The 13,669-nt window shown below is 70.8% G+C and carries 15 protein-coding genes; 4 read left to right on the top strand and 11 right to left on the bottom strand.

Going from position 1 to position 13,669, the window contains the following annotated elements; all coding sequences use genetic code 11:
- Positions 1-215 precede the first annotated feature (215 nt).
- The 5 genes from M2163_RS35425 to M2163_RS35405 form a co-directional block, all read right to left on the bottom strand.
- Positions 216-908 (bottom strand): ABC transporter ATP-binding protein, encoded by a 693-nt coding sequence (locus M2163_RS35425; RefSeq protein ID WP_280895998.1) that lies wholly within the window; start codon positions 906-908, stop codon positions 216-218.
- A 79-nt stretch (positions 909-987) separates the two neighbouring features.
- The gene (locus M2163_RS35420; protein WP_280895997.1) at positions 988-2,154 is read right to left on the bottom strand and encodes an alginate lyase family protein; all 1,167 of its coding nucleotides are present in this window, start codon (positions 2,152-2,154) and stop codon (positions 988-990) included.
- Between the two features lie 157 nt (positions 2,155-2,311).
- Positions 2,312-3,070: a DUF3710 domain-containing protein gene (locus M2163_RS35415; RefSeq protein WP_280895996.1), complete on the bottom strand. Its 759-nt coding sequence runs from the start codon at positions 3,068-3,070 to the stop codon at positions 2,312-2,314.
- A 1-nt stretch (position 3,071) separates the two neighbouring features.
- Positions 3,072-3,623, bottom strand: a complete 552-nt coding sequence (gene dut, locus M2163_RS35410; protein WP_053848499.1) for a dUTP diphosphatase — start codon at positions 3,621-3,623, stop codon at positions 3,072-3,074.
- On the bottom strand, positions 3,620-4,204 hold the full coding sequence (locus M2163_RS35405; RefSeq protein WP_280848851.1) for a PaaI family thioesterase: 585 nt from the start codon (positions 4,202-4,204) through the stop codon (positions 3,620-3,622). Before M2163_RS35405 ends, dut begins: the two co-directional genes overlap by 4 nt.
- Positions 4,205-4,262: 58 nt before the next feature.
- Between M2163_RS35405 and M2163_RS35400 the strand changes: the two genes are divergently transcribed.
- Positions 4,263-4,727 carry a DUF3093 domain-containing protein gene (locus M2163_RS35400; RefSeq protein ID WP_280848853.1) on the top strand — a complete coding sequence of 155 codons (465 nt, stop codon included), beginning with the start codon at positions 4,263-4,265 and terminating at the stop codon, positions 4,725-4,727.
- A gap of 63 nt (positions 4,728-4,790) precedes the next feature.
- Here the strand turns inward: M2163_RS35400 and M2163_RS35395 are convergent, their stop codons facing one another.
- The 4 genes from M2163_RS35395 to M2163_RS35380 all read right to left on the bottom strand — a co-directional run bounded on the left by M2163_RS35395 (position 4,791) and on the right by M2163_RS35380 (position 8,333).
- On the bottom strand, positions 4,791-5,723 hold the full coding sequence (locus tag M2163_RS35395; RefSeq protein ID WP_280895995.1) for a hypothetical protein: 933 nt from the start codon (positions 5,721-5,723) through the stop codon (positions 4,791-4,793).
- Positions 5,724-5,736: 13 nt separating this feature from the next.
- Positions 5,737-6,033, bottom strand: coding sequence for a DUF4193 domain-containing protein (locus M2163_RS35390; RefSeq protein WP_005481602.1), 297 nt, complete (start codon positions 6,031-6,033; stop codon positions 5,737-5,739).
- A 405-nt stretch (positions 6,034-6,438) separates the two neighbouring features.
- A complete protein-coding gene (locus M2163_RS35385) occupies positions 6,439-7,674 on the bottom strand; it encodes a HAMP domain-containing sensor histidine kinase (RefSeq protein ID WP_280895994.1) in 1,236 nt (411 codons plus the stop codon).
- A 5-nt stretch (positions 7,675-7,679) separates the two neighbouring features.
- The gene (locus M2163_RS35380; protein ID WP_007385219.1) at positions 7,680-8,333 is read right to left on the bottom strand and encodes a response regulator transcription factor; all 654 of its coding nucleotides are present in this window, start codon (positions 8,331-8,333) and stop codon (positions 7,680-7,682) included.
- Positions 8,334-8,749: 416 nt separating this feature from the next.
- Here M2163_RS35380 and M2163_RS35375 point away from each other — a divergent pair, with 416 nt between their 5' ends.
- Positions 8,750-8,914, top strand: a complete 165-nt coding sequence (locus M2163_RS35375; protein WP_164784887.1) for a hypothetical protein — start codon at positions 8,750-8,752, stop codon at positions 8,912-8,914.
- A 111-nt stretch (positions 8,915-9,025) separates the two neighbouring features.
- On the opposite strand, the gene M2163_RS35370 is transcribed toward M2163_RS35375, so the two are convergent.
- Positions 9,026-9,841, bottom strand: coding sequence for an inositol monophosphatase family protein (locus M2163_RS35370; RefSeq protein ID WP_280895993.1), 816 nt, complete (start codon positions 9,839-9,841; stop codon positions 9,026-9,028).
- 8 nt (positions 9,842-9,849) lie between these two features.
- Complete coding sequence (locus M2163_RS35365) at positions 9,850-10,977, bottom strand: ferrochelatase (protein WP_280895992.1); 1,128 nt, start codon at positions 10,975-10,977, stop codon at positions 9,850-9,852.
- 171 nt (positions 10,978-11,148) lie between these two features.
- Between M2163_RS35365 and M2163_RS35360 the strand changes: the two genes are divergently transcribed.
- A complete protein-coding gene (locus M2163_RS35360) occupies positions 11,149-12,387 on the top strand; it encodes an MFS transporter (protein WP_280848858.1) in 1,239 nt (412 codons plus the stop codon).
- The gene (locus M2163_RS35355; RefSeq protein WP_280895991.1) at positions 12,347-13,666 is read left to right on the top strand and encodes a D-arabinono-1,4-lactone oxidase; all 1,320 of its coding nucleotides are present in this window, start codon (positions 12,347-12,349) and stop codon (positions 13,664-13,666) included. Before M2163_RS35360 ends, M2163_RS35355 begins: the two co-directional genes overlap by 41 nt.
- The last annotated feature ends 3 nt before the right edge of the window (positions 13,667-13,669 follow it).

The following is a 13,669-nucleotide window of genomic DNA, read 5'->3' as shown; positions in this document are numbered from 1 at the left end:
CCCGACCCCGCCCAGGGTCAGAGACCTTCAGGCCGCCCGGACGTACCCGAGTGCCTCCGCGGCCGTCCCCCGGACCGCAGCCGCATGCCCGGCGGCCGCACCGGCCCGGAGCGCACCCGTCACGCCGGCCCCCGGAGCCGAAGCACCCCTGTCAGTCACCCCTGCCAGTCACCCCGCGCCCGAATTCCCGGCACGTTCACGCGAGTACACCCGACTCACACCGTCACGATCTCCCCGTCCCCCAGCTCCAGCACCCGATCCGCCAGATCCAGCAGTGTCGCGTCATGGGTCGCCACCAGTGCGGTGACGTTCTCGCTGTGCACGACGGCCCGCAGGAGTTCCATCACGGCGTGACCGGTCTCCGCGTCCAGTTGGCCCGTCGGCTCGTCGGCGACCAGGAGCGCGGGGTTGTTGGCCAGCGCGCGGGCGATGGCGACACGTTGCTGCTGGCCGCCGGAGAGCTCACCGGGTCGCTGCTTCGCGTGGTCCGCGAGGCCGACCAGGGCCAGCAGCAGCTCGACCCGCTCCTCACGCGCGCGTGCCTCCATCCGCCGCAGCCGCATCGGCACGCCCACGTTCTCGGCGGCCGTCAGGATCGGGATGAGCCCGAAGGACTGGAAGACGAAGCCGATGCGGTCCCGGCGCAGGGCCAGCAGCCCGTCCTCGTCCAGCCCCGCGAGGTCCACCCCGTCGAGTTCGACGCGCCCCCGGTCTGGCCGGTCGAGCCCGCCGACGATGTTGAGGAGTGTCGTCTTCCCGGAGCCCGAGCGCCCCTTGAGCGCGACCAGTTCACCGCGCGGCACCTCGAAGGAGACCCCGCGCAGTGCGTGCACCGCCGCGGCCCCCTCACCGAACGACCTGTGGATGTCCTCGACCCGCACCATGGTCTCGGTGACCACCTGAGTCATGCGTCCTCCCCCGTGCACCCCGTGCACCCCGTGGAACCGGGCGCCAGTATCACCGTCCGGCGCCCGGCCTTCAACGGTTTCAGCTCGGGTTGTCCCCGTGTGTGAGCGTCTCCCACGCCACAAAGAGATTGTTGCTCCCCGCCGGACGGTTCCGCTCGGTCAGGGCCTGCGTATTGGTCATGGCCGTGCCGAGCCTGTTGTGCAGCGCGTTGTACCCGACCTCCGTCACCGGCCCGAGCCCGAGCTTCAGCGACCCCCCGCACAGCCAGCTCGGCACGGCCGTCCCCAGCTCGTACTTGGCCTGGAACCCCAGCGCCTGCCGCAGCCGCTCCCCCACGTCCGTGCCGTACAGGTCCTGTCCCTGGATCCGGCTCGTCTCGGCGACGTGCGAGATCGCGGAGATGCCGTACCCCGTGTGCGTGAAGTCCCGGCAGGTCTCCTGGGTGAGCCCGGTGACGAAGGTGGACTGCCCCTGCCAGTAACCGACGATCTTGTCGCGGGTGTCGAGGTTCTGGCTCGGCACGGTCCTGGGCAGCTCACCGTCGGAGGCGAGGTAGACGTAGGCCGCGGTACGGGTGCGGAACTTCGTCATGGCCTTGTCGTACGACGTCTTGTCCTCCAGGAAGACGGAGATGCCGACGGCCGCCTCCATCATCGACAGCTCCCAGTTGCCGTTGGAGTTCGAGCCGTTGACGACCTCGGGGAGGTAGACGTTCCGGAGCATGGTCGCGAAGCGCCCGGAGTTCGCCCAGCCCCCGCCGTACGTGTACTTGATGATCTCGGCGGCCTTGGGCCAGGAGGAGCCCGCCCAGCCGGTCTGGAGGGGCGCGTTGCTGTTGGTGTGGTCCGTGATCACCGCCGACCAGGCGTCCATGAGCTGGATGGCCTTCCTGGCGTACCGCTCGTCCCGGGTGACGTACCAGGCGAGCGCGTCGGTGTACGCGGCGATCGCGTCCTCGCGTTCGTCGGTGCAGCCGTAGTTGGGGTTCGAGTACGACCCGCACTCGACCACCGCGCGCGGCTTGGGCGTGCGGTTCAGGTCGGCGTACTTGCTCGCCAGCATCGCGTCGAAGGCACCTTTCCAGGGCTGGGCACCCGCGTTGACCTTGCTGCGGGCGAAGTCCAACTGCCCCTGGGAGACGGTGACTCCGGGATGGACGAAGGTGGCGGGCGCGGCGTCGGCGGGCACGGCGAGAGCGCCGGCGGCGAGGGCCGCGACCGTGGCCAGGAGAGCGGTTCTGCGCATGCGTGGGGGGCCTTTCGTTCTCGTACATGAACGGAAAGCGCCTTTATGAACAGAGGCGTTGAGCGGAGACCGTAGGTACAGACCAATCAGCCGTCAAGGGTCCGCGCATGCGAAAGGGCCGCACCCCACCGGGAGTACGGCCCTCGACGTCGTACGACTAGCGGACCTCGGTGATCTCCGGTCCGCGCTGGAGCTGGCCCATCCCGCCGGAGAAGCGGGAGCCCTCGTCCTGCTGCTGGACGCCCTCGGGGACCATCTGGGCGTCGTTCGGCAGCTTGAGGACGATCGGGTCGCGGGGCGCCATCGGGCCCTCGCCGCGGACCACGACCGTGTCCCGGAAGATCTGCTCCAGGAGCCCGGCCGCCTGCGGCTGCACCGCACCCTGGCCCGAGATCACACCGCGCAGGAACCAGCGCGGGCCGTCCACACCCACGAACCGCACGACCTGGAAGCCGCCCGTGCCGTCCGGCAGCTGCACCGGCACCTGGGCACGCAGCTCCCAGCCCAGCGGACCCTCGACCTCGTCGACGATGCCGCCCTGCTGCGTGATGCCGGAGCCGATCTCCTCGCGCACCTCGCCCCAGATGCCCTCACGCTTGGGAGCGGCGAAGGCCTGGAGCTGGATGGCGCTGTCGCGCAGCACGACGGTGGCCGCGACGATCGCGTCGCCCGCGACCTCGACCCGCAGTTCCATGCCGTCGACGCCGGGCACGAAGAGACCGCCCAGGTCCACCCGGCCCTCGGTGGGGTCGCGCACCTCGGTGCTGTCCCAGGGCCCGTCGGGCCGCGGCTCCGGCTCCAGCCGTACGCGCTCGCGCTCCACGTCGTCCGCCTCAGTGTCGACGCTGTCGACGACCTGCTCGGCCTCGCCGGCCGCGTCCTCGGCGGCACCCTTCTTCTTGCGACGTCCGAACACGTCACTGTCCTTCCCGGTCGGATACGACCGAAGCGTATCGATTCCCACCCGTATGACCGCCCGCGGCGGCCGCATCGCCTGTATCGCCCCCGTCGCCCACGGCGGCGTGACCGCCGGTGGACCCGAAGCCCCCCTCGGCCCGCGCCGACTCGGGAAGCTCCGCGACCTCCTGGAAGCGGACCCTCTCGACCTGCTGGACGACGAGTTGGGCGATCCGGTCGAAACGCTCGAACCGCACCGACTCGTGCGGGTCGAGATTCACCACGATCACCTTGATCTCCCCACGGTACCCGGCATCAACCGTCCCCGGGGCATTCACGAGAGCGACACCGCAGCGGGCGGCGAGACCGGATCGTGGGTGCACGAAGGCCGCGTACCCCTCCGGCAGGGCCACAGACACCCCCGTGGGCAGCACGGCCCGCTCGCCGGGCTTGAGTTCACGGCTCTCGGTGGTCCGCAGATCGGCCCCCGCGTCACCGGGGTGCGCGTACGACGGAAGCGGTACGTCGGGGTCGACGCGCCGGATCAGCACGTTCAGGGGATCACGGCTCACGGGTTCACCTCGAAGGCACGGGCACGCCGGACCTGGTCCGGGTCGTCCATGGCGGCCCGGATCTCCTCCGGGCGGCCGTTGTCGATGAAGTGGTCGACCTTGACCTCGACGAACAGGGCGTCCGCGCGGACCGCGACGGGCCCCTCGGGACCGCCGATCCGGCCGGTGGCGGTCGAGTAGATCTTCCGCCCGGCCACCGCCGTCACCTCGGCCTCCAGGTACAGCACCGTGCCGACGGGCACCGGCCGTACGAAGTCGGTCTCCAGGCGTCCGGTCACGGCGATCGTGCGCAGCAGCCAGTTGAGCGAGCCCAGGGTCTCGTCGAGGGCGGTCGCGAGCACACCGCCGTGCGCGAGGCCGGGAGCACCCTGATGGGCGGGGCGCACGGTGAACTCGGCGGTCACCGAGACCCCCTCGCCGGCCCGTGCCTCCAGGTGCAGTCCGTGGGGCTGCTCGCCGCCACAGCCGAAACACTGGCCGTAGTGCGCACCGAGCAGCTCACCGGGCGCGGGGGCGTCCGGGTGTCGCACGGGTTGCGTCGCGTCGGCGGGAGGCTGGAGAGCCGGGGAAGTACCACTCACAGGCGCAGACCTTACCCGCGCGTCGGGAGTATCAGGACACCGTGCCAAGCTTGGTTTCATGCAGCCCTCCGCCGTCCCGTACGACGAACGTCTCACCGCGCCCCGCTCCTGGTGGCTGATCTCCTTCCTGGTCGGGGTCTCCTTCGCGCTGATCCTGCTCCCCTTCGGCACGCTTCCGCTGCTCGGCGGCCTGGTCGGCGGCACCGCCGCGGCCGCGGTCGTGGCGAGCTCCTACGGCTCGCTGCGCATCCGGATCGTGGGCGACTCACTGATCGCGGGCGAGGCGAAGATCCCGGTGTCGGCGCTGGGCGAGGCGGAGATCCTCGACCCGGAGGAGGCCCGGGCCTGGCGGACGTACAAGGCCGACACCCGCGCCTTCCTGCTGCTGCGCGCCTACATCCCGAGGGCGCTGAAGGTGGAGGTCGTCGACCCGGCCGACCCCACGCCGTACCTCTACCTGTCGACGCGGGAGCCGGAGCGGCTGGCCGAGGCGCTGAGGACGGCTCGCACGGCTGCCGCCTAGAACGTTCGTACAGGGCTTCACCCGGCCGACCGGCAGGCGAGGCCCGGACTTCTCACGGAAGTCTTACTTCTCCAGCTCCAGCGGGTTCGCCGGAACCTCCAGGGCCGGCAGCGCGGGGAGCCGCTCCCAGGGCACCTGGGCCTTGCGCAGGTCCTTGCGGATCCGGTCGGCGAGCCTTCTGGTGTCCCTGCGGTTCATGACCGCACCGACGGCGGCGCCGACCAGGAACGGCATGAGGTTCGGCAGGTCCCGGATCATCCGCTTCATGATCTGCTGCCGCAACTGCTGCTTCATCGGGCTGTTGAGCGCGCCGCTCACCGTCGACGGCTTCTTCACGTCGATCCCGCGCTCTCCCGACCAGGAGTTCAGATACGCGGTGCTGCGCTCCTTGAGGTTGCCGGGCGGCCGTACGCCGTAGAGCTCGTGGAGTTCGGCGATCAGCTTCAGCTCGATCACGGCCACGCCGGTGATCTCGGCGGCCAGTTCGGTCGGCATCGCCGGCGGCACGGGAAGCATCGCCGCCGCACCCACCCCCGCCCCGACCGTCGCCGTGGCGCTCGCGGCGCCCGCGACGAGCTTGTCCGCGATCTCCTCGGGTCCGAGACCGGGGAACTGGCGGCGGAGGGTCGCGAGGTCCCGTACGGGGATACGCGGGGCTATCTCGATGATCCGGTCGGCGAGGTACGCCAGGCCCGCTCTGGCCCGGCTGCCGCTCTTGCGGACCCCTTCCCGGGCCTTGTCCCGGATCGCCGCCACCCTCCCCCACTCTCGGCTTCGCTCGAGCGGGGGGACCCCCGGTCCGGCGACGGGAGCGGGCGTCCTGGCCGGACCGGCCTGCACCGGGAGGTCGGCCCGGTCGGCCACCGGTTCGAGCGAGGCTCCCGGTCCGGAAGAGCCCCGCTCGTCGTCACGCGTGTGCTGGGGACCGACGGACGGCCCCTGGTCCGCTCCCCGCCAGGGAGAGCGGCGCTTCCAAGGAGGGGTCGAGCCAGTCATGCCCGACCCGCCCTCAGTCGCAGTCGCGGCAGATCGGCTGGCCGTTCTTCTCGCGGGCCAGCTGGCTGCGGTGGTGCACCAGGAAGCAGCTCATGCAGGTGAACTCGTCCTGCTGCTTGGGCAGCACCCGGACGGCCAGCTCTTCGTTCGAGAGGTCCGCTCCGGGCAGTTCCAGGCCTTCGGCGGCCTCGAACTCGTCGACGTCCACTGCGGAGGTCGACTTGTCGTTCCTACGCGCCTTGAGCTCTTCAAGGCTGTCCGAGTCGACGTCGTCGTCGGTCTTGCGTGGGGTGTCGTAATCCGTTGCCATGTCGCTCTCCCCCTCTGGGTGTCTGCGGTGTCTCCAGCGCACGTAACGCGTGAGAGGCCGGACTTGTGCCCGACCCGAGGCGGAGATTTTGCCTCACATCAAGGTCTGTTACTCAATCGACACCCAACCGGACTCCTCTTGAGTGATCGGGTTGGATGGCGATCGGGACCGTACACGGTCCGAATCCCGCACTTCAAAGGCGTCTCACCGTGTACTTCCCGTGATCAGGACCCCTGAAAACCCGGATTTTCCCGGCTTTCCGACAGGGTGCATGATCACGGAGAGTGGATGGCTGGAAATTCTCCCTTGTGATCGATCACACAGGGGGAAGTCCTCCGAATGCCCCGAAAATTCCGCGCAAAGCGAACATCCCTGTGTACCGATCCCGGTGCGGGGGCCATGATCTCAGACCGGAAGGGTGACTCGCATCACGAGCCCACCCCCTTCGCGCGGCTGAGCCGTGATGTGCCCGCCGTGCGCCCGCGCCACGGACCGCACGATGGACAGGCCGAGACCGACGCCCTTGTCGCTGCCGGTGCGGTCGGCACCGCGCAGCCGCTTGAAGGGCTCGAAGAGGTCGTCCACCTCGTACGCCGGGACGACGGGGCCGGTGTTGGTCACCGTGAGCACGGCCTGGCCGTGCTGGACGTCCGTGGTGACCTCGACCCAGCCGCCCTCGGGCACGTTGTAGCGCACGGCGTTCTGCACGAGATTCAGGGCGATCCGCTCCAGCAGGACGCCGTTGCCCTGGACGACCGCCGACTTCTGCTCGCCGCGGATCGCCACGCCCTTGGCCTCCGCCTCGCCGTGCACCTGGTCCACGGCCTGCTCGGCGACCTCGGCGAGGTCCACGGGCTTGCGCTCGACGATCTGGTTGTCGCTGCGGGCGAGCAGCAGCAGGCCCTCCACGAGCTGTTCACTGCGCTCGTTGGTGGCCAGCAGGGTCTTGCCGAGCTGCTGGAGCTCCACCGGGGCACCCGGATCGGACAGGTGCACCTCCAGGAGCGTGCGGTTGATCGCCAGCGGTGTCCGCAGCTCGTGCGAGGCGTTGCCGACGAAACGCTGCTGGGCCGTGAAGGCCCGCTCCAGGCGCTCCAGCATGTCGTCGAAGGTGTCGGCCAGCTCCTTGAGCTCGTCGTCCGGTCCGTCCAGCTCGATACGGCGGGACAGGTCGGAGCCGGCCACCGCGCGCGCGGTGCGCAGGATCCGGCCCAGCGGGGACAGGACGCGTCCCGCCATGGCGTAGCCGAAGGCGAAGGCGATGATCGCGAGGCCGAGCAGGGCCAGCAGCGAGCGGCTGAGGAGGCTGTCCAGGGCGTGCTGGCGCTGGTCGTTGACGCAGCTGTCCATGGCCTTGTTCATGACGTCGGGCGAGACGTTCGAGGGCAGGTTGCAGATGTCGCTGGCGACGCTGCCCGCGGTGATCTTGAAGGGGAGCTCACTGCCGACGTTGAGCGCCTGGGCGGCGATCAGATAGATGATCGACAGCAGCAGGATGCCCGCGATCAGGAACATGCCGCCGTACAGCAGCGTGAGCCTTATGCGGATGGTCGGGCGCAGCCACGGCAGCGGCGGGGCCGGCCTGCGGGGGTCCCAGGTGGGCTTCGGGGGCGCCTGGGGAGGCGCGGGAGACGAGGCCACGGGTATCAGATCCGGTAGCCCGAGCCGGGGACCGTGACGATCACCGGGGGTTCGCCCAGCTTGCGGCGCAGCGTCATCACGGTCACGCGCACGACGTTGGTGAAGGGGTCGGTGTTCTCGTCCCACGCCTTCTCCAGGAGCTGCTCCGCGGAGACGACGGCGCCCTCGGAGCGCATCAGCACCTCCAGGACGGCGAACTCCTTGGGGGCGAGCTGGACCTCCTTGCCGTCGCGGAACACCTCGCGGCGGTTGGGGTCGAGCTTGATCCCGGCGCGCTCCAGGACGGGCGGCAGCGGCACGCTGGTGCGCCGGCCGAGGGCACGCACGCGTGCCGTCAGCTCGCTGAAGGCGAAGGGCTTGGGCAGATAGTCGTCGGCGCCGATCTCCAGACCCTCGACGCGGTCGCTGACGTCGCCGGAGGCCGTGAGCATCAGCACGCGCGTGGGCATGCCGAGCTCGACGATCTTGCGGCAGACGTCGTCGCCGTGGACCAGGGGCAGGTCGCGGTCGAGGACCACCACGTCGTAGTCGTTGACGCCGATGCGTTCCAGAGCGGCCGCACCGTCGTACACGACGTCGACGGCCATGGCCTCCCGGCGAAGTCCGGTGGCCACCGCATCGGCGAGCAGTTGCTCGTCCTCGACGACGAGTACGCGCACGTCGCTTGTCCTTCCTGTGTCCACCCGCGTAGCGCGCTTCGGGCACGCGCGGGCAGGGATCCGGGTGAGTGTTGGCCTCCATCCTGCCCTTTTCGGCCATAAGTCGGCTGTAAGGCGGGTGAGGGACAGCTGAAAGACGAGTGCGTGAGCGGGAATGCGGGATTTTCTCGCGCGGTTGAGGTTTCCGTTGGAGGGAGCGGGGGGAGGACGGCTTTACACCCCGCGATCACGCTCTGCATGTGCCGTACCACCATGCGGCACGGCACTGTCCGCGCTTTCGCAGAGCGGGCGTGGGTGTCCGGCACCGTCGCCGCCCGGCCTGGGCAGCGCTGGGCACCCGCAAGAGACGTGATCGCCCCTTCCGATCGGCACACCCCCGTGCCACCGACTCACGACCCAGGACGAGGGGGCGCAGCATGGACGCATTCACCGCAGGACTTCTGCAGCGCATAAGGGCGACCGAGACCGACCTGACGCGGGCCCGGGACGAGGGCGACGACTTCCTCGTCGAGGTGGAGCAGGGCGAGCTCGACGACCTGCGCCGCCTCGCGGCCGAACACGGTGTGGAGGTCAGCGCCTAGCGTCTGATCGGCTTCGCGGCACGACAGCGGGCCCCCGGCGAATCCAGCGCCGGGGGCCCGCTGCGTCGCTGTCCGGGCTCGTTCACCTCGTGTTCGCCCGGAGTCGGCCCGTCAGTCGTGCCAGGCGCCGAAGTCCTCCAGGAGCCGCTGGAGGGGCTCGAAGACCCCCGGGGTGCCGGCCACGGTGAGGGCGGGGTTCGGGCGCTCTCCGGGCCGCCCACCGGTGAGGGCGCCCGCTTCCCGGGCGATGAGGTCGCCGGCCGCGTAGTCCCAGGCGTTCAGGCCTCGCTCGTAGTAGCCGTCCAGGCGGCCCGCGGCCAGGTCGCACAGGTCGACCGCCGCCGAGCCGCCGCGGCGGATGTCGCGCAGCAGGGGGATCAGCTTCGCGGCCACCTCGGCCTGGTGGGTGCGGACCTCGGTGACGTAGTTGAAGCCGGTGGACACCAGGGCCTGCTCCAGGGGCGGCGCCGGGCGGCAGGCCAGCCTGCGCTCGCCCTCCCACGCGCCCGTGGCCCAGGCGCCCTCGCCGCGGACCGCGTGGTACGTCTCTGCGCGCATCGGCGCCGCGACGACCCCGACGACGGTCTCGCCGTTCTGCTCGGCGGCGATGGAGACGGACCAAGTCGGCAGCCCGTAGAGGTAGTTGACCGTGCCGTCGAGCGGGTCGACGACCCAGCGGACGCCGCTGGTGCCCTCGGTGGAGGCACCCTCCTCGCCGAGGAAGCCGTCGTCCGGGCGGTGCTCGGAGATCAGGTCAGTGATCAGCTTCTCGGCCGCGATGTCCATCTCGGTCACCACGTCGATGGGGCTGGACTTGGTCCTGGCGACCTCGAGGTCGGCCGGGCGTCCGTCGCGGAGCAGGGTGCCGGCGCGGCGGGCGGCCTCCCGGGCCAGCCGCAGCAGTTCCGCGTGCAGGGGGTCGGTCACGGGGCTCCTCACGCGTACGGGCTGTCGACGCCCGCGGCGGCGGGCTTGGCGGCGCGGGCGGGGCAGCAGCCGACCGGGCAGACGTTGTGGGAGGCCCCGAGCGCGCCGAGGACGCAGGGCGTGACCTCCTGTCCGCGCTCGACGGCGGCCCGCTCCAGGACCAGGTCGCGGACGGCGGCGGCGAAGCGCGGGTCATCGCCGACGGTCGCCGAGCGGCGCATCGGCAGACCGAGTTCCTCGGCCTTGGCCCTGGCCTCGGTGTCGAGGTCGTAGAGGACCTCCATGTGGTCGGAGACGAATCCGATGGGCGCGATCACCACGGCCGGGACGCCCGAGGCGTGGCGCTCCTCCAGGTGGTCGCAGATGTCGGGCTCCAGCCACGGGATGTGCGGGGCGCCGGAGCGGGACTGGTAGACGAGCTGCCAGGGGTGCTCGACGCCGCTGCGCTCGCGGACCGCGTCCGCGATCAGGCGGGCGACCTCCAGGTGCTGCGCGACGTACGCGCCGCCCTCTCCGTGGCCCTCGACCGGCCCCGAGGTGTCCGCGGACGCGTCGGGGATCGAGTGGGTCGAGAAGGCGATGTGGGCGCCGTCGCGGACCTCCTCGGGGAGCTCGGCGAGGGACGCGAGCACCCCGTCCACCATGGGCTCCACGAAGCCGGGGTGGTTGAAGTAGTGCCGCAGCTTGTCGATCCTCGGCAGCTCCAGGCCCTCGGCCTCCAGCGCGGCCAGCGACTCGGCGAGGTTCTCGCGGTACTGGCGGCAGCCCGAGTAGGAGGCGTAGGCGCTGGTGGCGAGGACCAGGATGCGGCGGTGGCCGTCGGTGACCATCTCGCGCAGGGTGTCGGTGAGGTAGGGCGCCCAGTTGCGGTTGCCCCAGTAGACCGGCAGGTCCAGGCCGTGGTCCGCGAAGTCCTTGCGCAGGGCGTCCAGCAGGGCGCGGTTCTGGTCGTTGATGGGGCTGACCCCGCCGAACAGGAAGTAGTGCTGCCCGACTTCCTTCAGGCGTTCCTTGGGGATGCCGCGCCCGCGCGTCACGTTCTCCAGGAACGGGACCACGTCGTCCGGGCCCTCGGGGCCTCCGAACGAGAGCAGGAGCAGGGCGTCGTAGGGGGTGGCGTCGAGCGCGTCTCGCATGGGTCGATCCTGTCATCCGGTACTGACAGCCGGGAAACGGCGGGGTGGCGGGCCGGGTTCCCGGGTCGCTCGGACGGGTGCGTCCGGGTCACCTCACCCGTAAGCTGTATCAGGCGCATTCGCGCCTTACCGCTGCACGAGCCGCTGCTCGCCGGCCGACCGGAGACCCCTGTGCCCAGCCCCTACCGCGCCCTGTTCGCCGCCCCCGGCTCCAAGGGCTTCGCCGCCGCGGGCTTCGTCGGCCGGATGCCGCTGTCCATGATGGGCATCGGCGTGGTCACGATGATCTCCCAGCTCACCGGCAGGTACGGGCTCGCGGGCTCGCTGTCGGCCACCATCGCGCTGGCCGCCGCGGCGATCGGCCCGCAGGTCTCCCGGCTGGTGGACCTGCACGGCCAGCGGCGGGTGCTGCGTCCGGCGACCCTCGTCGCGCTGGTGGCGTCCGCCGGGATGCTGCTCGCGGCGCACTTCGGCTGGCCGGACTGGGTGCTGTTCGTGTGTGCCGTCGGCATCGGCTCGGTGCCGAGCCTCGGCGCGATGATCCGCGCGCGGTGGGCCGCCCTGTACCGGGGCACCCCACAGCTGCACACCGCCTACTCCTTCGAGTCGGTGGTCGACGAGGTCTGCTTCATCTTCGGGCCGATCATCTCCATCGGGCTGTCCACGGCCTGGTTCCCGGAGGCGGGTCCGCTGCTCGCCGCCTGCTTCCTGGCGGTCGGGGTGTTCTGGCTGACCGCGCAGCGGGCCACCGAGCCGGCCCCGCACCCGCGCGAGCAGGACGGCGGCCGTACGGCGCTGCGCTCGCCGGGCCTCCAGGTCCTGGTGGCCACCTTCGTGGCGACCGGGGCGATCTTCGGGGCGGTGGACGTGGTCACCGTGGCCTTCGCCGACGAGCAGGGCCACAAGGCGGCCGCGAGCGTCGTGCTCGCCCTCTACGCGGCGGGGTCGTGCGTGGCGGGCCTCGTGTTCGGGCTGTTGCACTTCGGGGGACGACCCGAACCTCGCTGGCTGCTGGGCATATGCGCCATGGCCGTGAGTATGATCCCCCTCCTACTGGTCGGGAACTTGCCGTTTCTGGCCGTGGCGCTGTTCGTTGCGGGCCTCTCCATCGCTCCCACGATGATCACGACGATGTCCCTGATCGAGCAGCACGTACCACGCGCGCAACTGACCGAGGGCATGACCTGGATCAGTACCGGGCTCGCGGTCGGGGTCGCGCTCGGCTCCTCCGTGGCCGGCTGGGTGATCGACGCGGCCGGTGCGCGTGCCGGGTACGGGGTTCCGGCGGTGTCCGGGGCCGTCGCGGTCGCGGTCGGTTTCCTGGGGTACCGCCGGCTCAAGAGGCCGGATCCACGTCGGGGAGGCAGCGTTGAGCACGGCAGCGAGCGCGAAGAACGGCACGTGGCGTAACTGGGGCGGCAATGTCACCGCCCGTCCCGCGCGGGAGGTCACGCCCGCCTCGGTCGACGAGCTGGCCGCTGCCGTACGGAAGGCCGCCGAGGACGGTCTCAGGGTGAAGGCCGTGGGCACCGGGCACTCCTTCACGTCGATCGCCGCCACCGACGGCGTGGTGATCCGCCCTCAACTGTTGACCGGTATCCGCAACATCGACCGGGACGCCATGACCGTCACCGTCGAGGCCGGCACCCCGCTCAAGAGGCTCAACATGGCTCTCGCGCGCGAGGGGCTGTCGCTCACCAACATGGGCGACATCATGGAGCAGACGGTCTCCGGAGCGACCAGTACCGGGACCCACGGCACGGGCCGCGAGTCGGCCTCGATCGCCGCCCAGATCAGGGGCATCGAACTGGTCACGGCCGACGGCTCGGTGCTCTCCTGCTCCGAGAAGGAGAACCCCGAGGTCTTCGCGGCCGCCCGGATCGGCCTCGGCGCCCTCGGCATCGTCACCGCCATCACGTTCGCCGTCGAGCCGATCTTCCTGCTCACCGCCCGTGAGGAGCCGATGAGCTTCGACAAGGTCACCAGCACGTTCGACGAACTCTGGGCCGAGAACGAACACTTCGAGTTCTACTGGTTCCCGCACACCGGTTCCACCAACACCAAGCGCAACAACCGCAGCGCGGGCCCGGAGAAGCCGGTGCCGCAGCTCCAGGGCTGGTTCGAGGACGAGTTCCTCTCCAACGGCGTCTTCCAGGTGGCCCAGTGGGTCGGCCGGGCGGCACCGGGCACGATTCCCTCGATCGCGCGGATCTCCAGCAAGGCGCTGTCGGCGCGGACGTACACCGACATCCCGTACAAGGTCTTCACATCGCCGCGCCGGGTGCGGTTCGTGGAGATGGAGTACGCGGTCCCGCGCGAGGCCGTGGTGGAGACGCTGCGCGAACTGAAGGCGGTGGTCGACCGCTCCGGGCTGCGGGTCAGCTTCCCCGTGGAGGTGCGCACCGCGCCCGCCGACGACATCACGCTGTCCACCGCCTCGGGCCGCGACAGCGCGTACATCGCCGTCCACATGGTCAAGGGGACGCCGTACCAGGCGTACTTCACGGCCGCGGAGCGGATCTTCACGGCGCACGAGGGGCGCCCGCACTGGGGCAAGGTGCACACGCGCGACGCCGAGTACTTCGACGGCGTCTACCCGCGCTTCGGCGAGTTCACCGCGCTCCGGGACCGGCTCGACCCCGACCGGCGGTTCCAGAACGACTACTTGCGCCGGGTGTTGGGGGCATAAGCG

The sequence above is a fragment of the Streptomyces sp. SAI-135 genome (assembly GCF_029893805.1).
Taxonomy (GTDB): domain Bacteria; phylum Actinomycetota; class Actinomycetes; order Streptomycetales; family Streptomycetaceae; genus Streptomyces.
This window is presented reverse-complemented; position numbering and strand designations above follow the sequence as displayed.

Excerpts from the sequence above, each read along its gene's own strand:
- M2163_RS35420 (WP_280895997.1), bottom strand. The coding sequence starts at position 2,154 with ATGCGCAGAACCGCTCTCCTGGCCACGGTCGCGGCCCTCGCCGCCGGC.
- M2163_RS35400 (WP_280848853.1), top strand. The coding sequence starts at position 4,263 with ATGCAGCCCTCCGCCGTCCCGTACGACGAACGTCTCACCGCGCCCCGC.
- M2163_RS35395 (WP_280895995.1), bottom strand. The coding sequence starts at position 5,723 with ATGACTGGCTCGACCCCTCCTTGGAAGCGCCGCTCTCCCTGGCGGGGA.
- M2163_RS35425 (WP_280895998.1), bottom strand. The coding sequence starts at position 908 with ATGACTCAGGTGGTCACCGAGACCATGGTGCGGGTCGAGGACATCCAC.
- M2163_RS35365 (WP_280895992.1), bottom strand. The coding sequence starts at position 10,977 with ATGCGAGACGCGCTCGACGCCACCCCCTACGACGCCCTGCTCCTGCTC.
- M2163_RS35390 (WP_005481602.1), bottom strand. The coding sequence starts at position 6,033 with ATGGCAACGGATTACGACACCCCACGCAAGACCGACGACGACGTCGAC.
- M2163_RS35375 (WP_164784887.1), top strand. The coding sequence starts at position 8,750 with ATGGACGCATTCACCGCAGGACTTCTGCAGCGCATAAGGGCGACCGAG.